Raw genomic sequence first — 16,781 nt, forward strand, 5'->3', positions numbered from 1 at the left:
GTCGCTGCGAGGTTGATCACACGAACACAAAACGACGGGCGAACTCGGGCCGAGCGTCGGGGAAGTCGTCTCGGGTGTGGGCCCCGCGGCTCTCCTCGCGCCGCTGAGCGGCGACCACCGCGGCACGACCCACCGTGGCGAGGTTGTGCAGCTCGTGATCCGCGATGGTCCCACCCCGGGGCGCGGCCAGCACCTGGTTGACGGTGGCCAGCGCACAGCCGAGGGATCCTGCATCACGGAGGACCCCGGCGTGGGCGGTCAGCTCACGCTGGAGACGAAGTCGTGCCTCGGCGACATCTACCGGTTCTCCTGGAGCAGGCTCCGACCGGTCGAGGTGAACGAACTGGCCCCCGATCACGCCCGGCGGTACTGGGGCCGAACGATCGGGGTCTGAACCCATGACCGTACGCATGGCACCCGAGGCCTCGGGTCCCACCACACCGGCCTCGATCGCCTCCACCGCCCGCGGCCCGAAAACCATCCCCTCCAACAAGGAGTTCGATGCCAAGCGGTTGGCCCCATGGACCCCAGAGCAGGACACCTCACCGGCCGCCCACAATCCCGGAAGCGACGAGGCTCCGTGCAGGTCAGTGACGATGCCGCCACAGGTGTAGTGGGCGGCTGGGGCTACCGGCAGCCAGTCTCGGGCCGGATCCAGTCCGACCTGACGCAGCTCGGCGGCGATGTTGGGGAACCGCTGGTCGAACGCCTCCAGCCCGGTGGCATCGAGGAACACGTGATCGGCACCCAGCTCCAACATCCGCCGGGTAGAGGCCCGCGACACCACGTCACGAGGTTCGAGTTCGTTCACGAACCGCTCACCGGTGGTGTCCCGCAGCAGGGCCCCGTGGCCGCGCAGTGCCTCGGTGAGCAACGGCCGAGGCATCGAGTCGATCGACAGCGCAGTGGGGTGGAACTGGGTGAACTCGATGTCGGCCACCGCCACCCCGGCCCGCAGGGCCATGGCTATGCCGTCGCCGGTGGCCTCCAACGGGTTGGTGGTGACCGCGTACATCTGACCGGCACCGCCGGTGGTGACCAACACGTTGGTGGCCCGGACCTCCCGTACCGACCCGTCGGCGAACAGCGCCGTCACCCCACGGCAGTGGCCCGCCTCTACGATCAACTCCAAGGCGAAGGCATGCTCGTGAAGCACCGCCATGGTGGCCTGCACCGCCTCTACCAATGCCCGCTCCACCTCGGCTCCGGTGGCCGAACCGCCAGCGTGGACGATCCGGTTCAGAGAGTGACCGCCTTCGCGGGCCAGTTCGAGCTCGCCGTGGGCGTCCCGGTCGAACATGGCACCCATGGCGATCAGTTCGTTGACCCGGGCCGGCCCTTCATCGACCAGCACCCGAACCGCTTCGGCGTCGCAGAGCCCCGCCCCCGCCGCCAGGGTGTCGGCCAGATGCAGGTCGGTGGAGTCGGGATCGTTGCCACCCAAGACCGCGGCCACCCCACCCTGAGCCCAACGGGTGGTGGCCTGAGGGAGTTCCCCCTTGGTCAGCACACCCACCCTCATGCGGTGGGTGTCCGCGGCTCGGACCGCAGCCGAAAGCCCGGCCACCCCCGACCCCAGGACCAGCAGGTCCAGCGGCGCGTCTGCTATTTCTGGTTCGGTTTTGGATCGGGGCCGGGTCAGACCCGGGCCTCGACCTCGTGGTACGGGCGAGGGGCCGGCGTGTGCAACGCGGCCAGCGCCGTGGCCGTGGCCTCGTCGACCATGGTGTTGGAGGTATCGACGTGGACGATGGTGGGGGCGTAGGTGTCCAGCTCAGCCTGTTCGTAGTCGGCGTAGCTGATGATGATGACCTTGTCTCCGGGGGCCACCAGACGGGCCGCGGCACCGTTCAGACAGATAGCACCCGAGCCGCGCGGTCCTTCGATGACGTAGGTCTCGAGCCGGGCACCGTTGTCCACGTCGACAACAGCCACTTGTTCGTACTCGAGCAGGTCGGCGGCATCCATCAGATCACGGTCGACGGTTATCGAACCCACGTAGTGAAGGTTGGCGTCGGTCACCGTGGCGCGGTGGATCTTGGACTTCATCATGCGACGACGCATCCGCTGGTTCCTTTCGTGGTGGGTGCCGGTCTCCCGGTCACCCCCTGGTGCGGAGGGCGAACACAGTCTGCCAACGTTTCGACCCGTTTCTCAATTCCCGGTTCCCGGTGGCGAAGATCCAGCGGTCAGCTATCGAGCGGTCAGCTCCAGGGCCAGGTTGTCGAGGAGCCGGGTGGCACCGAAACGGGCCGCCACGAGGATCCGCTGGCGGCCGCCGACGCGCTCGGCCACCTCGAGCGTGTCAGCGTCAACGATCTCGGCGTAGTCGACCTTGTCGACCCCGGTGGTGCTGGCGATCCGGTCGAGGAGCCCAGCGGTGAGGGGTTTCACGTTGCCGTCGCCTCCCTGGGCCTGCTCGACCACGTCGACCATGGCCCGGTACAGCACCGGAGCGGCGGCACGTTGGTCGGCCGAGAGGTAGACGTTCCGGCTGGACATGGCCAGGCCGTCCGCCTCTCTGATCGTCGGACAGCCGACCACCTCGATCGGCATCGACAGATCCGAAGCCAGCCGTCGGACCACCGCTAGCTGCTGGTAGTCCTTCTCCCCGAAGTAGGACCGGCACGGTCCCACGATCGAGAACAGCTTGGTCACCACTGTGGCCACCCCGGCGAAGTGCTCGGGGCGGGCCGCGCCCTCGAACCGTCGAGTGATCGACGACACCGTGACCACGGTGAGGACGGGACGGGGATACATCTCCTCAACCGACGGGTGCAGGACATCCGTTACCCCAGCCGCCTCGGCCACTTCGAGGTCCCGGTCCAGATCCCGCGGGTAGGTGCTCAGATCCTCTGTGGCCGCGAACTGGAGCGGGTTCACGAAGATGCTGGCCACGGCGAGGTCGTTGCCAGTTGACGCCTCTCGCATCAACGAGGCGTGGCCGTCGTGCAGGTAGCCCATGGTGGGTACGAAGCCGACGGACGCCCCCTCGGCCCGACGTTCGTCCAGGATCTGACGGAAGCCTTCGATGGTGGTGTGGACCCGGATTGCGCTGGCCATGGTCTGATCCTTTCAGCTCCGCGGTGATGAACGGTCAGAGTCCGGGGGGTAGGCCGTCCCCATCGACCAGGCGGCGGGCGGCCGCTGCCAGAGCCCGGTAGGCCTCGTGCTCGCTCGGGTCCAGTTCGGCCAGGTGGCGGCCCACCGTGGCCCAGTCACCGCGAGCCACGGGGCCGGTCAGGGCATCGGCCGCGCCCAGGGTTTGCACGTTGTCGATGGTGGCTCGCACCAGGTCCAGGTATGCCTCAAGCGGGACCCCGATCCCCGATGCGATCCGTTCCACCTGCCCCATCAGCGCCACCAGATGGTTCGAGGCCACTACCGCGGCGGCGTGGTACGCAGCCCGGTCGGCATCGGCGACCGTGAACCATCGTCCGCAGAGGTCGGCCACCACCCGCTGTGCCAATGGGTCACCGGCCACCGCAAACCATGCCCCCGCAGCCAGCCGCTCGGCCCCCAGCACCGCCGACGGCAACGCCACCAGCGGATGTATAGCCGCCACCCGCGGCTGGGTGAGCACGTCGAGCCCCAAGCTCCCCGCGCAGTGGGCCACGACCGCGGTCGGGACCGGTTCGATGCGCGCGGCCACATCGCCGACCACGGCATCGGGAGTGGCAACCAGGACCAAGTCCACCCCATGTGCCGCCCTGGCTACGTCGTCACCTCGCCGCAGGGGCTCGGCCACCGCCCATCCGGCCCGGGCCAAGGCCATTGCGAAGGCGCCGCCAGCCCTGCCGGGGCCGATCACCCGAAGCCTGGGAGCGACCGTCACCGTGCCGTCATCAGTCCGGGCCACCCGCGTCGGCCAGCGGCCCGAGCACCTGCACCGAGCCCTCGGCGTCGAGCAGGGCATGCTCGGACACCAGGTCGGGGGCAAGGTCGCGCAGCGGGGCCAACACGAAGCGACGTTCCCACATTCGGGGGTGTGGGATCTCCAGGTCTGGGTCCGAAACCATCTGACCCTCGATCCAAACGATGTCGACGTCGAGGGTACGTGGACCCCAACGTTCGGCCCGGACCCGCCCCGCCGCCGACTCGAGTCGATGGCACACCGCCAACAGGTCCCGGGGTGCAACGTCGGAGTCCAGCTCGACCACCAGGTTCAGGAACGGGCCCTGGTCCGGGCCACCGACCGGGTCGGTCTCATAGACGGGTGACACCGCCACGACCATGGCGCCTAGAGACTCGATCGCCTCGCTCAACACCCGTCGTCGATCCCCCAGGTTGGAACCCAGCGACAAGAACGCCCGGGTCACGACCGGGTCTCCGGACCCCGAACCCGGTGGATGCTCACCCCGGAGGTGGCCAGAGGCTGGGGAACCGGTGGTCGAAGCTTGCGCACCCCCACCGTGACCGCCACGATGCGGGCATCAAGGTCCAACACGGTGGTGGCCAGCGTCTCGGCCAAGTGCTCGAGCAGTTGGGGGCGCCCGGTTTCGACCACCACCGCCAAGGCGGTGCAGATCGCCCCGTAGTCGACGGTGTCATCGAGCTCGTCCGATGCCCCGGCAGCGGAGAACGGTACGTACACATCGACGTCCATCTCCAAGGGCTGGGCCCGTTCCCGTTCTTCGGGCAAAGCTCCGCAAATTCCAATGAGGCGGAGACCCCGCAGCTCGATGCGATCGGCCGCCGACCCCGGACGATCGCCGACGCTCACGGAGCCGGCGGCAGATCGAGGGCCACGGCCACCAGCTCTCGGCCCACCGGGCCGAGCTGTCGGGCCATCAGCTGCTCGGTCAGCGATATGGCCCGAGGGCCGCTGGGCATCAGGCCGGCCCACACGATGTAGGCGCCGATGATCCCCGAGATGCGGTCCCCAAGTTCCTCTCCGTGGATGAGCACCTTGTTCTTGGCGCCCAGTAGTGCCTTGAGCTCGGGCAGGAACTGGGTCAGGTACGCGGCCATGTCCTCGTGGTTGCCGAAGGGCCGGTGGAGCCATGTGACGTTCAGCTCGTCATAGTTGTGGAGGTTGGCCGGCGACGGAATGATCGAGATGACGGGCGAAAAGCCCTGCTCGCGCACCCAGATGATCTCCTCTTGGCGACGGACCCGGCGGTGGTTGGCGCCGTAACCGCCCGGACGTTCGCACACGGCGAGGACGTCCTTCATCACCCACCGGAAGTTGCGGGGCTCGATGCCCTGCGCCCACTTTCCCTTCGCTGCCACTTATCCGTCTCCCTGATGGGCTGCCTGTAGTTGTCGATCTGAGCTGGTGTCGGACCATGCCGCGTCCAAGGCTGCGACGGTCTCGGCCACGTCGTGTACCCGAACCATGGCGGCACCATCGATGGCGGCCCTCACCGCGGTGGCCACCGATGTCTCCAGGCGATCCGTCACCGGGGCGGGCTCGCCATCGACCCCGGGGCACAGTGCCCCGAGGAAAGCCTTGCGGCTGGTACCCACCAGCACCGGCCAGCCGGTGGCGGCCATATCTCCGATGGCGGCCAGCAGGGCCCAGTTGTGCGCTGCGGTCTTGCCGAAGCCGATACCCGGGTCGATCCACACCTCGTCCACGCCAGCCTGACGGGCAGCTTCGGCCCGAGCCACCAGGTAGGCCGTGACATCCGCGGCGACGTTTCGGTAGGTGGGACGGTCCTGCATGGTGCGCGGTTCGCCCTGCATGTGCATGGCAACCCATCCCACCCCTCGATCGGCGGCCACGTCGTGCAGCGACGAGGTGATGTCGTTGATGAGGGTGGCGCCGGCGTCGACCGCCAGGTTGGCCACCTCCGCCTTGGCCGTGTCCACCGACACCCGCACCTCGCTGGCCAGGGCTTCAATGACGGCTAGCACCCGGTCCGCTTGGGCGTGGACCGGGACCGGTTCGGCACCCGGTCGACTGGATTCCCCACCCACGTCGATCACGTCGGCCCCAGCCGCCACCAACCGCCGGGCGTGGGCGACCGCGGCCGCAGGATCGGCGAACTGCCCGCCGTCGAAGAACGAGTCGGGCGTGACGTTCACGATGCCCATGACCAGCGGACGCACGGCTGTCAAGGGTACAAGGCCCGTCAAATCCGGGCCGGGGGAGATCAGCGCCCCTGGATGAACCTCATGGCTTCTTCGCGGGTGGCCACGTTGGTGCGGAACAGGCCCCTGACCGCCGAGGTGACCGTGGTGCTACCGGCCTTGCGCACGCCCCGCATCGACATGCACAGGTGTTCGGCCTCGACGACGACCATCACGCCCTTGGGGGTGAGTCGGTGCTGGAGGGCATCGGCGACCTGGCTGGTGAGACGTTCTTGCACCTGGGGGCGGCGGGCGAAACCGTCGACCAGGCGGGCGAACTTGGACAGCCCGATCACCCGGCCGTCGTCGTTGGGGATGTAGGCCACGTGGGCCTTCCCGATGAAGGGGGCCAGGTGGTGCTCGCACAGGCTGTAGAGCGGGATGTCACGGACCATGACCATCTCGTCGTGGTCGGCCTCGAAGGTGGTGCGGATGTGATCGGATGGGTCCTCGTGTAGCCCCGAGCACACCTCGGCGTACATGCGAGCCACCCGGGCCGGGGTCTCGAGCAACCCGTCACGCTCGGGATCCTCGCCGATGGCAAGCAGAATCTCCCGCACCGCTTTCTCGATGCGGGCGGTGTCGATGGTCACTCTGGATCCTCCACGTAGGACGCCACGAACGGCAGACCTCGATATCGCTCGCCCACATCCAGCCCGTAGCCCACCACGAACGCGGGCGGGATCCGAAAGCCGACGTAGCGCAGGTCGGGGTCGTGCTTCTGAAGCCCTTCGCGAACCAGCAGAGCACACACCTCCACGCTGGCTGGGTTACGGGCCATGAGGTTCTTGCGGAGGTAAGCCAGGGTCAGGCCGCTGTCGATGATGTCCTCCACTATCAGCACGTGGCGACCCGAGAGGTCGACGTCGAGGTCCTTGACGATGCGCACCACGCCACTGGACTTGGTGGCGTTGCCGTAGGAAGCCACAGCCATGAAGTCGAACTCGACGGGTAGGTCGATCGCCCGCGACAGGTCGGCCATGAACATGAACGCGCCCTTGAGCACACCGACCAACAGCACCGGAAGGCCCTCGTAGTCGGCGGTGATCTCGGCACCGAGCTCTTGGATCCGTCGACGCAGATCGTCGACCCCGACCACCACCTCCCCCAGGTTCGGATCGCCTTCAACTCCGTGAACGGGGTCACCCATGTCCCGCATCCTTGCAGGAGGGACGGTCGCGGAGAAGCCGAGCCATCAGCGTCTCATCGTTGACCCGACGGAGGCTGGAGCCCGAGCCGACCCCGAGAGCGAGCCACCCGCCACCCACCGACGACCTCGGTAGCCACCGACGACCCCCGGGCCACGTCCAACACTCGCTCCACCGCGGCGGCGTCGACCACATAGCCGCCGCCGACACCGCCCTGCACCAGCCAGTCCCGGATCGCCACCCTCGCCACCGCCACGGGGATCGCCGCCAGCTCCCGGGCCGAAGTCGGATCAACCGCGCCCGCCACCTCGTGCAGCCAGTCGGCCACCTCCGCCAACAGGTCGGCCTGACGGTTCAACAAGGGGACGACGTCACGCCCCGCAACATCGGCTGCCAAGGGCAACAGCTCGTTGCGAACCCGGTTGCGACGGTGCACCGGATCGAGGTTTGAGGGGTCTTGCACTGGCTCGAACCCCAACAGGTCACATACCCGCTCGGTGTCCGAACGTCGCAACCCTACCAGGGGGCGACGAGGGCCCGGAGCCAGCGGGGCCAAGCCGTCCAGCCCCGTACCTCGCATCATGTTCAACAGCACGGTCTCGGCCCGGTCATCGGCGGTGTGGCCGGTGAGCACGTCGGGAGGGAGCACCGCGTAGCGCGCCTGGCGGGCCCGGGCCTCCAGGTTCGGACCAACGGGAACCGTCACCGCCACCGAGCGGAACCCGGCACCGAGTTGTCTGGCGGCGGCGGCCACCACGTCGGCCTCATGGTCTGACCCCGGGCGCAACCCGTGGTCCACGTGGACCGCGGTGGCCACGCAACCAGCGGTGATGGCCAGGGCCAGGAGCGCCAGGGAATCGGCTCCTCCCGACACCGCACACGTGACTGCCGTACCCGAGGCGGGAAACGGGCACCGTGCCGCCAGAGCGGCCAGTTCGAGCCCCGGTGTCAGGCGGCGGCGGGACGGATCCGGGTGATCCACGTCTCTGGATCTCGGATCTCAGCGATGCTGGGAAGGTTCGCCGGGTCGAGCCAGGCCCGATCCAACAGGTCGGTACCACCGGCGCTCTCTACGGCCTCGATGAACCGCTCGCCTTGTTCGTACTGGCGCATCTTCGCTTCGAGCCCGATCAACTTCTGGAGCAGCTTGACCGCGGAGCCAGCTTCGGCCCGTCGTTGACGCAGCACCTGACCGAACCTTTCCGCCGAAGGGATCTGGTCGGCTCCGGCCCGGTCCATGGTGACGTCGCCGTGACCTTCGAGCAGGCTCATGAGGCCCGCGACCTGGTCGAGCACCGCCCGCTGTTCGGGTGAGGCGAACACCGCCATGATCCCGCCGTCATCGAGGGGGTTGCGGCCCGATCGAAGGTCGGTGGCCAGCCGACCGAGGGCGTCCATGAACCGCTTGGGGTCCGGGTCGAGGCTGTTGACCGTCTCTTGGACCAGCCCGATGAAGTGCTCGCGCATCCAGGGGATACCGGTGAACTGGGCCCGGTGGGTGACCTCGTGCAGGGCGAGCCAGTGACGGAACTCGCGGGGCGGGAAGCCAAACCGCTTCTCCAAGCCCAAGACGTTGGGACCCACGTAGTAGACGATGTCTTGGTCTTCGGGGTTCTCGTCTTCCACGACCAGCAGGTCGTACTGGCCGAGCACGCGGCTCGACATCCACCCCAGGATCATACCGACCTCGGCACCGGCCACCCGGCTGGCCACCGGGGCCAAGGCGTTGGCGGCCATGTGCTGGTCGAGCCTGGTGGTGATGGGGCTGAGCAGGCGTTGAAACGAGGCGATGTTGGCTCGCACCCACCCCTGACGGTCTGTCACCCGGGCCCGGGCCGTGCCAGTGAGGCTGCGCAGACCGGTGGCCTCGGCAACCTGGTCTTCGGCGATTGCGGTGAGCTCCAAAAAGTCCCGGCTCAGGGACTGGTAGTGGTACGACTCGGCGAACGGCTCACGGCCGGTGGCCCGAACCGCGACCTTCTCGGCCAGCCCCCAGTCGACCGCTCCCACCCGATCAGGCCTGGTTGCGCGGGTACCTGGGCCGGGTCACCTTGGTCAGGTAGCCCACGATGGTGGCGAGCACGAACAGCACGGCCCCGGCCACGAGGGGCACGGCGATCCAGTACGTCCAGACTTTGGCGAACAACATGGTGGCGATCCTAGAGGGGAAAGGTGGGGCGACAACCACTCAGGTGGCTGTGCTCAGCCCTGGGTTTCCTGTATTGCGCGGGCGATGCGGTCTCGCAGCGACTCGGGGACCTGATCCACGCAACGGTTGCGGACCACCATCCGAAGCTCGGCCTCGAAGTCGTAGGCCTCCAGACACGGCAGGCAGTCGTCCAGATGCTGCTGGATGTGGTCCCGGTCCGAGTCGGTGAGCTCACCATCGAGGAACAGGTAGAGCTCTCGTAGGGTCTCGTTGCATTCGGGCATGGGCGTCTCGAGGGTCAGCGTTCCGACGGCAGGGCCGGAGCGGGATCGGGGGGCAAATCGGCGAGCCCGTGGGTGACGGCGTAATCCATCAACCGCTTCTGGAGGGCCTTTCTTCCCCGGTGGAGGCGGCTCATGACCGTGCCGATCGGGACGTCGAGGATCTCGGCGATCTCCTTGTAGGAGAAACCCTCCACGTCGGCGAGGAGCACGGCCATACGGAAGTTCTCGGGCAGGTCCTCGACCGCGGCCTTCACCTCGGCATCGGAGAACGTGTCCATCAACTCGTCTTCGGCGCTGCGGCTCAGAGCCGCTGTCTCGAGTCCACCAAGCCTGCGGTAGAGGTAGAGGTCCTCGACCTCGTCCAGTTCCGTGGTCTCGGGCCTGCGTTGCTTGGCCCGGTAGGAGTTGATGTAGGTGTTTGTGAGGATGCGGAACATCCAGGCCTTGAGGTTTGTGCCTTCCTGGAACCCGCCGAACCCGCGGTAGGCGCGCAGGTAGACCTCTTGAACCAGGTCTTCGGCATCGGCGGCGTTTCGGGTCATGCGCAACGCGCCGGAGTACAGGGGCCCCATCAGGGGCATCGCCTGCTCCGAGAACGTCGCCTGATCGGCCATCTGAGCAACCTAGCCCGGGGGCGGTCCGAATCGTCGTGCGACGGAGGTCGAGGCGCCCCGGTGATCTCGACGGTGTGATTGGACCGCTCCGACACCGCCACCGGTGACGGCACCCCGCCGGGCAGCACGACTTCGTGCCGATCCACCAGCGCAGTCAGTTCGGCCACCAGTGCAGAACCGTTCGGGGGCCGATGCTCGGGATCGGCCGACAGGCCGCGCTCCACCACCTCGGCCACCGGGGCCGGGACCGTGGCCCACGACGCCAACGGACGATGAGACCCCCCGGCGGCCGCGGCCAGCGCCCGTTCCAGGTCCGACCCGTGGGGACGGCGGGTGGTGAGCAGCTCATAGGCGATGACCGCCAGGGCGAACACATCGCTGCGTTCGTCTGCCGGTCGGCTCGGGTCGGCCAGCTCCGGGGCGAGGTAGCCGGGGCTGGCCAGCCCCGAGGCCCCAACGACGTCGGTCACCACCGGTCGGCCGTCGGAGCGCAACAGGATGTTCTCGGGCTTGAGGTCGCCATGGACCAGGCCATGAGCCGATAGTCGCTCGAGCACCGTGGCCACCGGCGCCAACAGGGCCACCACCTCGCCGGCCGATAGCGCACCCCGTTGGTCCATGAGGTGGCGCAGCGTGCCCCCGGGGACATAGGGCATGACCGACACCAACCCGGGTTCGGAGCCAGGCTCGGGATCGTCCCACCGGGCCAGGACCGGCAGTAGGTCGGGATGTTCGATCTCGATGAGGTGTCGGGCCGCGGCTCGCTCCGCTCGAGCCCGGATACCACCCCTGACGACCTTCACCACCACATGGGTCGCCTGTGGTCGATCGGCCACCAGCCACACCCGGGTGTCGGGACCGACGTGGAGCAGAAGGTCACGGCGTTCGTCAACCCACTGGCACGTCATCGGCCGCAGATACCCGCCGGGTTCGGGGGTGAAACCGGCGGTCCTGATGCGAGTGCCGTCTCGGTGCGTACGCTGCGCTCAGTGACAGAACAGTCGGCAAGTCAGGCGGGAGACCCGGCGCTTGCAGTCGGCTCGCCGCGGCGTGAGGTGGTGTTCGCGGTCCTAGCCGTGGTCGGCTACCTGGCCGCCGCGGTCTGGGCTCGCAACCGGAGCCTGCCCGGCCCGGTCCTCATCTGGTTCCCACCCGCGGGGGTGGCCATCGGCACGCTCTTCCTGCGCCCCCGGCTGTTCCCCCTCCTCGTCGCCGCCGAGGTGGCCAGCACCGCCGTGATCATGGGCATGGCCGACGATTTCGGTCCGCTGGGGCTGATCGTGAACGCATTGGCCATAGTCGGCTCCTACCAGTTGGCCGGCATCGCCCTCCGTAGCCTCGGCTTGGATCCTCGTCTACGCAGCTCCGAAGACCTGGTGGCGCTGGCCTTCGGTTGCATCGTGGTCGGATCCGGACTGGCGGCACTGGGTGGGATCGCGGTCCAGTACGGGCTGGACCTGGTGGCCTCCGCCGATGTGGCCCGTTCCGTGGGCCTGTTCTGGGTGGGAGACGTGATCGCCTGCGCCAGCCTCACCCCGGCCATCGTCATTACCGGCGATGCCTTCCTGCGCGGGCGCCCGATCCCCGTCGCCGACGATGACGACACGGTCAACCGCTGGCTGCTGGTCGCCGAGTTCGCCCTCCCGCCCGTGGTGGCCGTGGCCCTGATGGTGGCCGGAGACGAGCCGATGCAGTTCGTCTACCTGGCCTTCGTACCGGTCATCTCGCTGGCCCTCCGCCACGGTGTGGCTGCCGCGGCCATGTCGGCCTCCACCATCGGGGCGGTGCTCACCGCCGGGGCTCACGAACTGGTGACCGACCCGATCGACCGGGCCGACGTCCAACTTCTGATGGTGGTGCTCACCCTCAGCGGTGTGCTCATCGGTTCGGTGGTCAGCGCCCGGCGCGACCTGCTGGCGGCCAGCCGCAAGGTGAGCCACATCGTGGAAGCCAGTCCTGACCTGGTTGCGACCACCACTGCCGACGGGGTCATCTGCTACCTGAACCCGGCCGGCCAGATCCTGCTCGGAGTCGACGCCGGGAGCAGGGACGTACTCGCCTTCGACTTCTTGCCCGACGAGCTGGCCGCCGACCTGCTTCGCGAAGGGATGCGAGTTGCGGCCCGGGAGGGAACCTGGACCGGTGAGAGTCGGATCCGGCGCGTCGACGGCCGAGTGGTTCCGGTCTCGTTGGTGTTGATCGCCCATACGGGATCTGGCGACGGTGCCGTCACCTTCAGTGCCGTATGCCGCGACATCAGCGCTCAGCGAAAGCTGGAAGAGCAACTCCGCCGAGCCGTCCTCTACGACGACGTCACGGGCCTACCCAACCGGGCCTTGCTCGAAGATCAGCTGGTCCGTCTGGTCGATTCCGCCGACCCCGACCGTCGCACCGCGGTCATCTTCGCCGACGTGGACAACCTGCACCGGGTGAACGAGACCTTCGGTCTCGATGTGGGCGACCGGGTGGTGGGAACCGTGTCGGCCCGGCTAACCGAGCTGATCCGCGGGGCTGACCTGTTGGCCCGCTACGGCGGTGTGCATTTCGCGGTGGTCCTGCCCGACGTATCGGACGAGTTCGAACCGGTCGTGTTCGCCAGCCGGATGCTGGCCTGCTTCTCCGAACCGATCGACATAGACGATCACCGGGTGAGGATCACCGGAAGCGTCGGAATCGCCGTGGCCCTCGGTCGCACCGACGGTCGTGAGGTGTTGCGCAGCGCCGAGATCGCCCTACACCGGGCCAAGGAGGCCGGAGGCGGTCAGTTCGCGCTGTTTGACCAGGACCTCGAACAACGGGCCAAGGCCCGCATGGATCTGGAGTCAGACCTGCGTGACGCCCTCGAGTCACAGGCGTGGTGGCTGGCCTACCAGCCCATTGTGGATACGGTCACCCGGAAGATCACCGGTGCCGAAGCACTGCTGCGCTACACCCATCCCGACCGTGGGCCGGTCTCGCCCTATGAACTGGTGCGCCTGGCCGAGCAATCGGGGGCGATAGTCGACCTCGGCCGAGCCGTCCTCACCCGAGCCTGCGCCGAGGCCGTGGAGTGGCAGCGTCTGGGTCCGGCCCTGACCATCGCCGTCAACGTGAGCGCCCTCCAGCTCCGCGACCCCGGCTTCGTGGACGACGTGGCCGCCGCCCTGGGCGACACCGGCCTCAGTCCTGATCGGCTCGTGATCGAGCTGACCGAGACCACATTGGCCACCGACGGCCACGGGGAGGTCGAGAGCCTTCAGGCCCTACGAGCCCTGGGTTGCCGGGTGGCCCTCGACGACTTCGGGACCGGGTTCTCGTCCCTGTCGGGCCTTCGCGATCTGCCCATCGACGTGGTGAAGCTCGACCGGTCGTTCATCACCAACCTGACCAACTCGTCGGAGGCCACCGCCCTGGTGGAAGCCGTGGTGCACTTGGCCCAAGCCCTCGAGCTGACCGTGGTGGCCGAGGGGGTGGAGACCTCTGACCAATACGATGCATTGGCTGCCCTGAACTGCAATCGGATCCAGGGCTTCGTGATCAGCCATCCGATCACACCCACCGAGTTCACGTCGCTCCTGACCAGCCGCTAGCGCCTCGCCCGCCTTCGGCCAAACACCCCTGGCTAGTTCCCTCGGACTTGGTCGAGGGTGGCCGCGACCGAGCGGACCAGTTCCTGGGCGGATGCCTGGCTGGTCACCGCGACGCGTTCGCCGAGGGCGGGCTCGAGCGCCTCGGCATCGAGTTGGCGGTAGTCGGACTGGTCTCCGCCGACCAGATGCCCCACGTACCAGCCGGCACGGCCCGCATACACCCATTCGTCGGGAACCACGAAGGAGGCTCCGAATCCAGGATCGGCCCACGCCGGCTCATCGGGCTGAAGCACCATCGACCAGGCCTTGAACTGGACCACGCGCCCGACGGTCCTGGCACACAGACGCCATGGCAACGGTGGCGTCTGGAACACGGTCGGACCGAAGGAATGGCTAAGGACCACCTGCCCGATCACCTCACCGCGAGACCCCGACCAGAGGTGCACATTCCAGCCGTTCCGTGCCCCGAAGAAGATGTTGTTGGTGACCGTGATCGCCTGAGGTCCTCCCGGAGCCGACCGGACTCGCAGAGCCACCCCGGCCTGGGCGATAGGTCCGGTGAACTCAGACCACGTCACACAGGATTGGGCATCGACCGCTGGAGACTCGTCGTCGAACCACCCGACCTCTCGAAGGTTCACTCCCTGGTTGGACGCCGGCGCGGTGACGACCAAGTCGAGTCCGGTACCCGCCTGACCGCCACGGCGTCCGGACCGGGAGGATTGTTGGAGCACGTATTCGTAGCGGTCTGCCCCGTCAGCGGTCAGGTTGGCCGTGACCAGGTGAGGTGATGCCGCCGCCTCGGCCGTTCGACCCGACGCCGAGATCCCTCTGGCTCGGGGGGTTCGGCTCAGGTCTGCCTCGGCGCGACCACGGGCCGCCTCGGCCACCTGCGGGGACGCGGTAGCGCCTGGACCCCATCCCGCCATGGCCGCCGACGCGACCACGCCAAGTGACGCGAGCGACACGAGAAGTGCTCGGCGAACCGACCTGGACATGGCTGCGACGGTACCGCCCAGACGCAGGACGCGCCCTGTCGCCAGACCGCCCCGACCGACACCGATTAGGCCCAGAAGCCCCGGGATCGGCCCGGAACCAGCGAGAGATTGGAGCCCGAGAAGGGAATCGAACCCTTGACCTGCTCATTACGAGTGAGCTGCTCTGCCGACTGAGCTACCCGGGCGGGGATCGCTCACCGTACCCGATCGCCTCGAACGCCCGGAACCCGGATCCTCAGTTGAGGGTGGGTAGGCGCAGGGCCAACGCCGTGAGCCACAGCTCCTCGTTGGGGTTGAAGGCGAGATCGGTCTCAGCGGAGCGCACGGCATCGATTCCGGCCATGGACGGAGCCGGATCGGCAGCCACCAGCATCTCGTCCCGGTAGGTCCCGGCCAGGGCTGATAACCCGAGTCTGAGCTCATCGGTGCGCAGGCGCCGCACCTCTCGCTTGTGCCGAGCCTCCAGCTCCCGGGCCCCCGAACCCCGCTGCCCGTAGCGTTCGATCCGCTCCGAGAGCTCGGCCACCTCGGCCTCCTGGCGGGCTCGCAGCGGAGCTTCCACGTCGTCGATGGCACCGCGCAGGTCGGCGACCGCCCGAGCCGCCGCCGATCCGGTTCCGTTGATCGTGCGAGGCAGGTCTCGCCACGCCGCCACCCTCAGCGCCAGTCGGTCGTCGGTGGCCAGCAGGCGGGCTCGACGCAGATCCCCGCCGGCGAATCCCGCGGCCTCGGCGGCCCGCTCGGCGGGAACGCCGTCGGCTCGGAGCCGCTCGGTGATGGCGGACGTGGGCACCGGGGCGAAGTCGACCCGGACGCAGCGCGAGGCGATGGTGACCAGCGCCGGAGGGAGCTCGTCGGCCAGGACCACGAAGAACGTGCCGGGGGTGGGCTCCTCGATGGTCTTGAGCAGCTTGGGGGCCACACCGTCTGCCATCAGGTGGAACTCGTCGAGCACCAGGACCTTGCGTCGACCCTCCGAAGGGGAACGACTGGCCCGGGTGATGATCTCGTCGGCCTGGTCGCTCGAGATCGATGCTCCGACCCGCTCCACCACCACCAGATCGGGGTGTTGTTCGTGCAAGGCCAGGCTCCGGGCCCTCGCCGCCGCCTCGACATCGCCCGTACCTTCGGCTTCGGCGGCCAGGAGATCTCCGGCGAAGGCGCGAGCCGCGGCTCGCTTGCCGGATCCGGTCGGGCCTACGAACAGCCAGGCGTGAACAGGGTCTCCGGTGGCCGCAGTCCGCAGCAGGTCGACGGCACGGGATTGCCCCACCACCTCGGACCATGCATCCACGGGGAACATACCGACGTCGGTCACGGGAGTCGATCCTTCACCACGGCATCGACCCGGGCCCTGACCTCTTCGACCGGACCAGACCCGTCCAGGACCACCCAGCGGTCGAGGTTGTGGGCGGCAACCATCCGGTATCCCTCTCGCACCATGGCGTGGAACTCAGCACCGGCGGCCTCCATCCGGTCGGGAGAGCCGGTGAGGGCCATACGTCGGGCCGACTCCTCGGGTGACACCTCCAACAGCACCACCAGGTCGGGCACCAGGCCGTCGGTGGCAAAAGTGGAAAGGTCGGCGATCGCCTCCACGCCGAGTCCCCGGGCATGACCCTGGTAGGCCAGGGAGGAACCGACGTAGCGGTCACAGACGACGTCTTTGCCTCGCAACAGGGCGGGGCGCAAGACGGTGGCCACGTGTTGGGCTCGATCGGCCGCCATGAGCAGCGCCTCGGCCCGCGGATCCAGGTCGGACGTGTCGGGGTCGAGGAGGATTCTCCGCAAGCGGGCCCCCACGTCGGTGGAGCCGGGTTCGAAGGTGAGCAGAGCCCCCCACCGGTCAGCCAGCAGTCGGGCCTGGGTCGACTTTCCCGACCCTTCGCCGCCTTCGAACACCACGAACCTTCCCACAGCGCCGACGGTACCCGGTCCGCAGGC

General features: G+C 68.2%; 19 protein-coding genes and 1 tRNA gene. 1 reads left to right on the top strand and 19 read right to left on the bottom strand.

Going from position 1 to position 16,781, the window contains the following annotated elements:
- Positions 1–16 precede the first annotated feature (16 nt).
- From nadB to IPG97_04215, 15 genes are all read right to left on the bottom strand, one after another.
- On the bottom strand, positions 17–1,567 hold the full coding sequence (gene nadB / locus IPG97_04145) for an L-aspartate oxidase (GenBank protein MBK6855756.1): 1,551 nt from the start codon (positions 1,565–1,567) through the stop codon (positions 17–19).
- A gap of 71 nt (positions 1,568–1,638) precedes the next feature.
- Positions 1,639–2,064 (bottom strand): aspartate 1-decarboxylase, encoded by a 426-nt coding sequence (locus tag IPG97_04150; GenBank protein ID MBK6855757.1) that lies wholly within the window; start codon positions 2,062–2,064, stop codon positions 1,639–1,641.
- Between the two features lie 129 nt (positions 2,065–2,193).
- Complete coding sequence (locus IPG97_04155) at positions 2,194–3,051, bottom strand: pantoate--beta-alanine ligase (protein ID MBK6855758.1); 858 nt, start codon at positions 3,049–3,051, stop codon at positions 2,194–2,196.
- A 46-nt stretch (positions 3,052–3,097) separates the two neighbouring features.
- A complete protein-coding gene (locus IPG97_04160; GenBank protein ID MBK6855759.1) occupies positions 3,098–3,859 on the bottom strand; it encodes a DUF2520 domain-containing protein in 762 nt (253 codons plus the stop codon).
- Entirely contained in the window at positions 3,846–4,319 is a 474-nt protein-coding gene (gene folK / locus IPG97_04165; protein MBK6855760.1) for a 2-amino-4-hydroxy-6-hydroxymethyldihydropteridine diphosphokinase, read from the bottom strand. The genes IPG97_04160 and folK overlap by 14 nt, the downstream gene beginning before the upstream one ends.
- Entirely contained in the window at positions 4,316–4,723 is a 408-nt protein-coding gene (gene folB, locus IPG97_04170) for a dihydroneopterin aldolase (protein MBK6855761.1), read from the bottom strand. Before folB ends, folK begins: the two co-directional genes overlap by 4 nt.
- Positions 4,720–5,232 (bottom strand): hypothetical protein, encoded by a 513-nt coding sequence (locus IPG97_04175; protein MBK6855762.1) that lies wholly within the window; start codon positions 5,230–5,232, stop codon positions 4,720–4,722. The genes folB and IPG97_04175 overlap by 4 nt, the downstream gene beginning before the upstream one ends.
- Positions 5,233–6,039 carry a dihydropteroate synthase gene (gene folP, locus IPG97_04180; GenBank protein MBK6855763.1) on the bottom strand — a complete coding sequence of 269 codons (807 nt, stop codon included), beginning with the start codon at positions 6,037–6,039 and terminating at the stop codon, positions 5,233–5,235.
- A 59-nt stretch (positions 6,040–6,098) separates the two neighbouring features.
- On the bottom strand, positions 6,099–6,668 hold the full coding sequence (folE, locus tag IPG97_04185; GenBank protein MBK6855764.1) for a GTP cyclohydrolase I FolE: 570 nt from the start codon (positions 6,666–6,668) through the stop codon (positions 6,099–6,101).
- The gene (gene hpt / locus IPG97_04190; protein MBK6855765.1) at positions 6,665–7,225 is read right to left on the bottom strand and encodes a hypoxanthine phosphoribosyltransferase; all 561 of its coding nucleotides are present in this window, start codon (positions 7,223–7,225) and stop codon (positions 6,665–6,667) included. Before hpt ends, folE begins: the two co-directional genes overlap by 4 nt.
- 53 nt (positions 7,226–7,278) lie before the next feature.
- Positions 7,279–8,205 carry a tRNA lysidine(34) synthetase TilS gene (gene tilS, locus IPG97_04195; GenBank protein ID MBK6855766.1) on the bottom strand — a complete coding sequence of 309 codons (927 nt, stop codon included), beginning with the start codon at positions 8,203–8,205 and terminating at the stop codon, positions 7,279–7,281.
- Complete coding sequence (locus tag IPG97_04200; GenBank protein MBK6855767.1) at positions 8,172–9,233, bottom strand: zinc-dependent metalloprotease; 1,062 nt, start codon at positions 9,231–9,233, stop codon at positions 8,172–8,174. The genes tilS and IPG97_04200 overlap by 34 nt, the downstream gene beginning before the upstream one ends.
- A 192-nt stretch (positions 9,234–9,425) precedes the next feature.
- A complete protein-coding gene (rsrA, locus tag IPG97_04205) occupies positions 9,426–9,656 on the bottom strand; it encodes a mycothiol system anti-sigma-R factor (protein ID MBK6855768.1) in 231 nt (76 codons plus the stop codon).
- 14 nt (positions 9,657–9,670) lie between these two features.
- The gene (locus IPG97_04210; GenBank protein ID MBK6855769.1) at positions 9,671–10,270 is read right to left on the bottom strand and encodes a sigma-70 family RNA polymerase sigma factor; all 600 of its coding nucleotides are present in this window, start codon (positions 10,268–10,270) and stop codon (positions 9,671–9,673) included.
- Positions 10,228–11,178 (bottom strand): serine/threonine protein kinase, encoded by a 951-nt coding sequence (locus IPG97_04215; GenBank protein ID MBK6855770.1) that lies wholly within the window; start codon positions 11,176–11,178, stop codon positions 10,228–10,230. Before IPG97_04215 ends, IPG97_04210 begins: the two co-directional genes overlap by 43 nt.
- 81 nt (positions 11,179–11,259) lie before the next feature.
- On the opposite strand from IPG97_04215, the gene IPG97_04220 reads away from it, so the two are divergent.
- A complete protein-coding gene (locus IPG97_04220) occupies positions 11,260–13,839 on the top strand; it encodes an EAL domain-containing protein (protein MBK6855771.1) in 2,580 nt (859 codons plus the stop codon).
- A gap of 32 nt (positions 13,840–13,871) precedes the next feature.
- On the opposite strand, the gene IPG97_04225 is transcribed toward IPG97_04220, so the two are convergent.
- The 4 genes from IPG97_04225 to tmk form a co-directional block, all read right to left on the bottom strand.
- On the bottom strand, positions 13,872–14,837 hold the full coding sequence (locus tag IPG97_04225) for a hypothetical protein (GenBank protein ID MBK6855772.1): 966 nt from the start codon (positions 14,835–14,837) through the stop codon (positions 13,872–13,874).
- A gap of 109 nt (positions 14,838–14,946) precedes the next feature.
- A tRNA-Thr gene (locus tag IPG97_04230) sits at positions 14,947–15,022 on the bottom strand.
- 50 nt (positions 15,023–15,072) lie between these two features.
- The gene (locus IPG97_04235) at positions 15,073–16,155 is read right to left on the bottom strand and encodes an ATP-binding protein (GenBank protein ID MBK6855773.1); all 1,083 of its coding nucleotides are present in this window, start codon (positions 16,153–16,155) and stop codon (positions 15,073–15,075) included.
- The gene (gene tmk / locus IPG97_04240; GenBank protein ID MBK6855774.1) at positions 16,152–16,754 is read right to left on the bottom strand and encodes a dTMP kinase; all 603 of its coding nucleotides are present in this window, start codon (positions 16,752–16,754) and stop codon (positions 16,152–16,154) included. Before tmk ends, IPG97_04235 begins: the two co-directional genes overlap by 4 nt.
- Between the last annotated feature and the right edge of the window lie 27 nt (positions 16,755–16,781).

The sequence above is a fragment of the Microthrixaceae bacterium genome (genome assembly GCA_016702505.1).
In the GTDB taxonomy this organism is placed as follows: domain Bacteria; phylum Actinomycetota; class Acidimicrobiia; order Acidimicrobiales; family Iamiaceae; genus Aquihabitans.

Excerpts from the sequence above, each read along its gene's own strand:
- folP (MBK6855763.1), bottom strand. The coding sequence starts at position 6,039 with ATGGGCATCGTGAACGTCACGCCCGACTCGTTCTTCGACGGCGGGCAG.
- IPG97_04215 (MBK6855770.1), bottom strand. The coding sequence starts at position 11,178 with ATGACGTGCCAGTGGGTTGACGAACGCCGTGACCTTCTGCTCCACGTC.
- IPG97_04210 (MBK6855769.1), bottom strand. The coding sequence starts at position 10,270 with ATGGCCGATCAGGCGACGTTCTCGGAGCAGGCGATGCCCCTGATGGGG.
- IPG97_04225 (MBK6855772.1), bottom strand. The coding sequence starts at position 14,837 with ATGTCCAGGTCGGTTCGCCGAGCACTTCTCGTGTCGCTCGCGTCACTT.
- hpt (MBK6855765.1), bottom strand. The coding sequence starts at position 7,225 with ATGGGTGACCCCGTTCACGGAGTTGAAGGCGATCCGAACCTGGGGGAG.
- IPG97_04150 (MBK6855757.1), bottom strand. The coding sequence starts at position 2,064 with ATGCGTCGTCGCATGATGAAGTCCAAGATCCACCGCGCCACGGTGACC.
- rsrA (MBK6855768.1), bottom strand. The coding sequence starts at position 9,656 with ATGCCCGAATGCAACGAGACCCTACGAGAGCTCTACCTGTTCCTCGAT.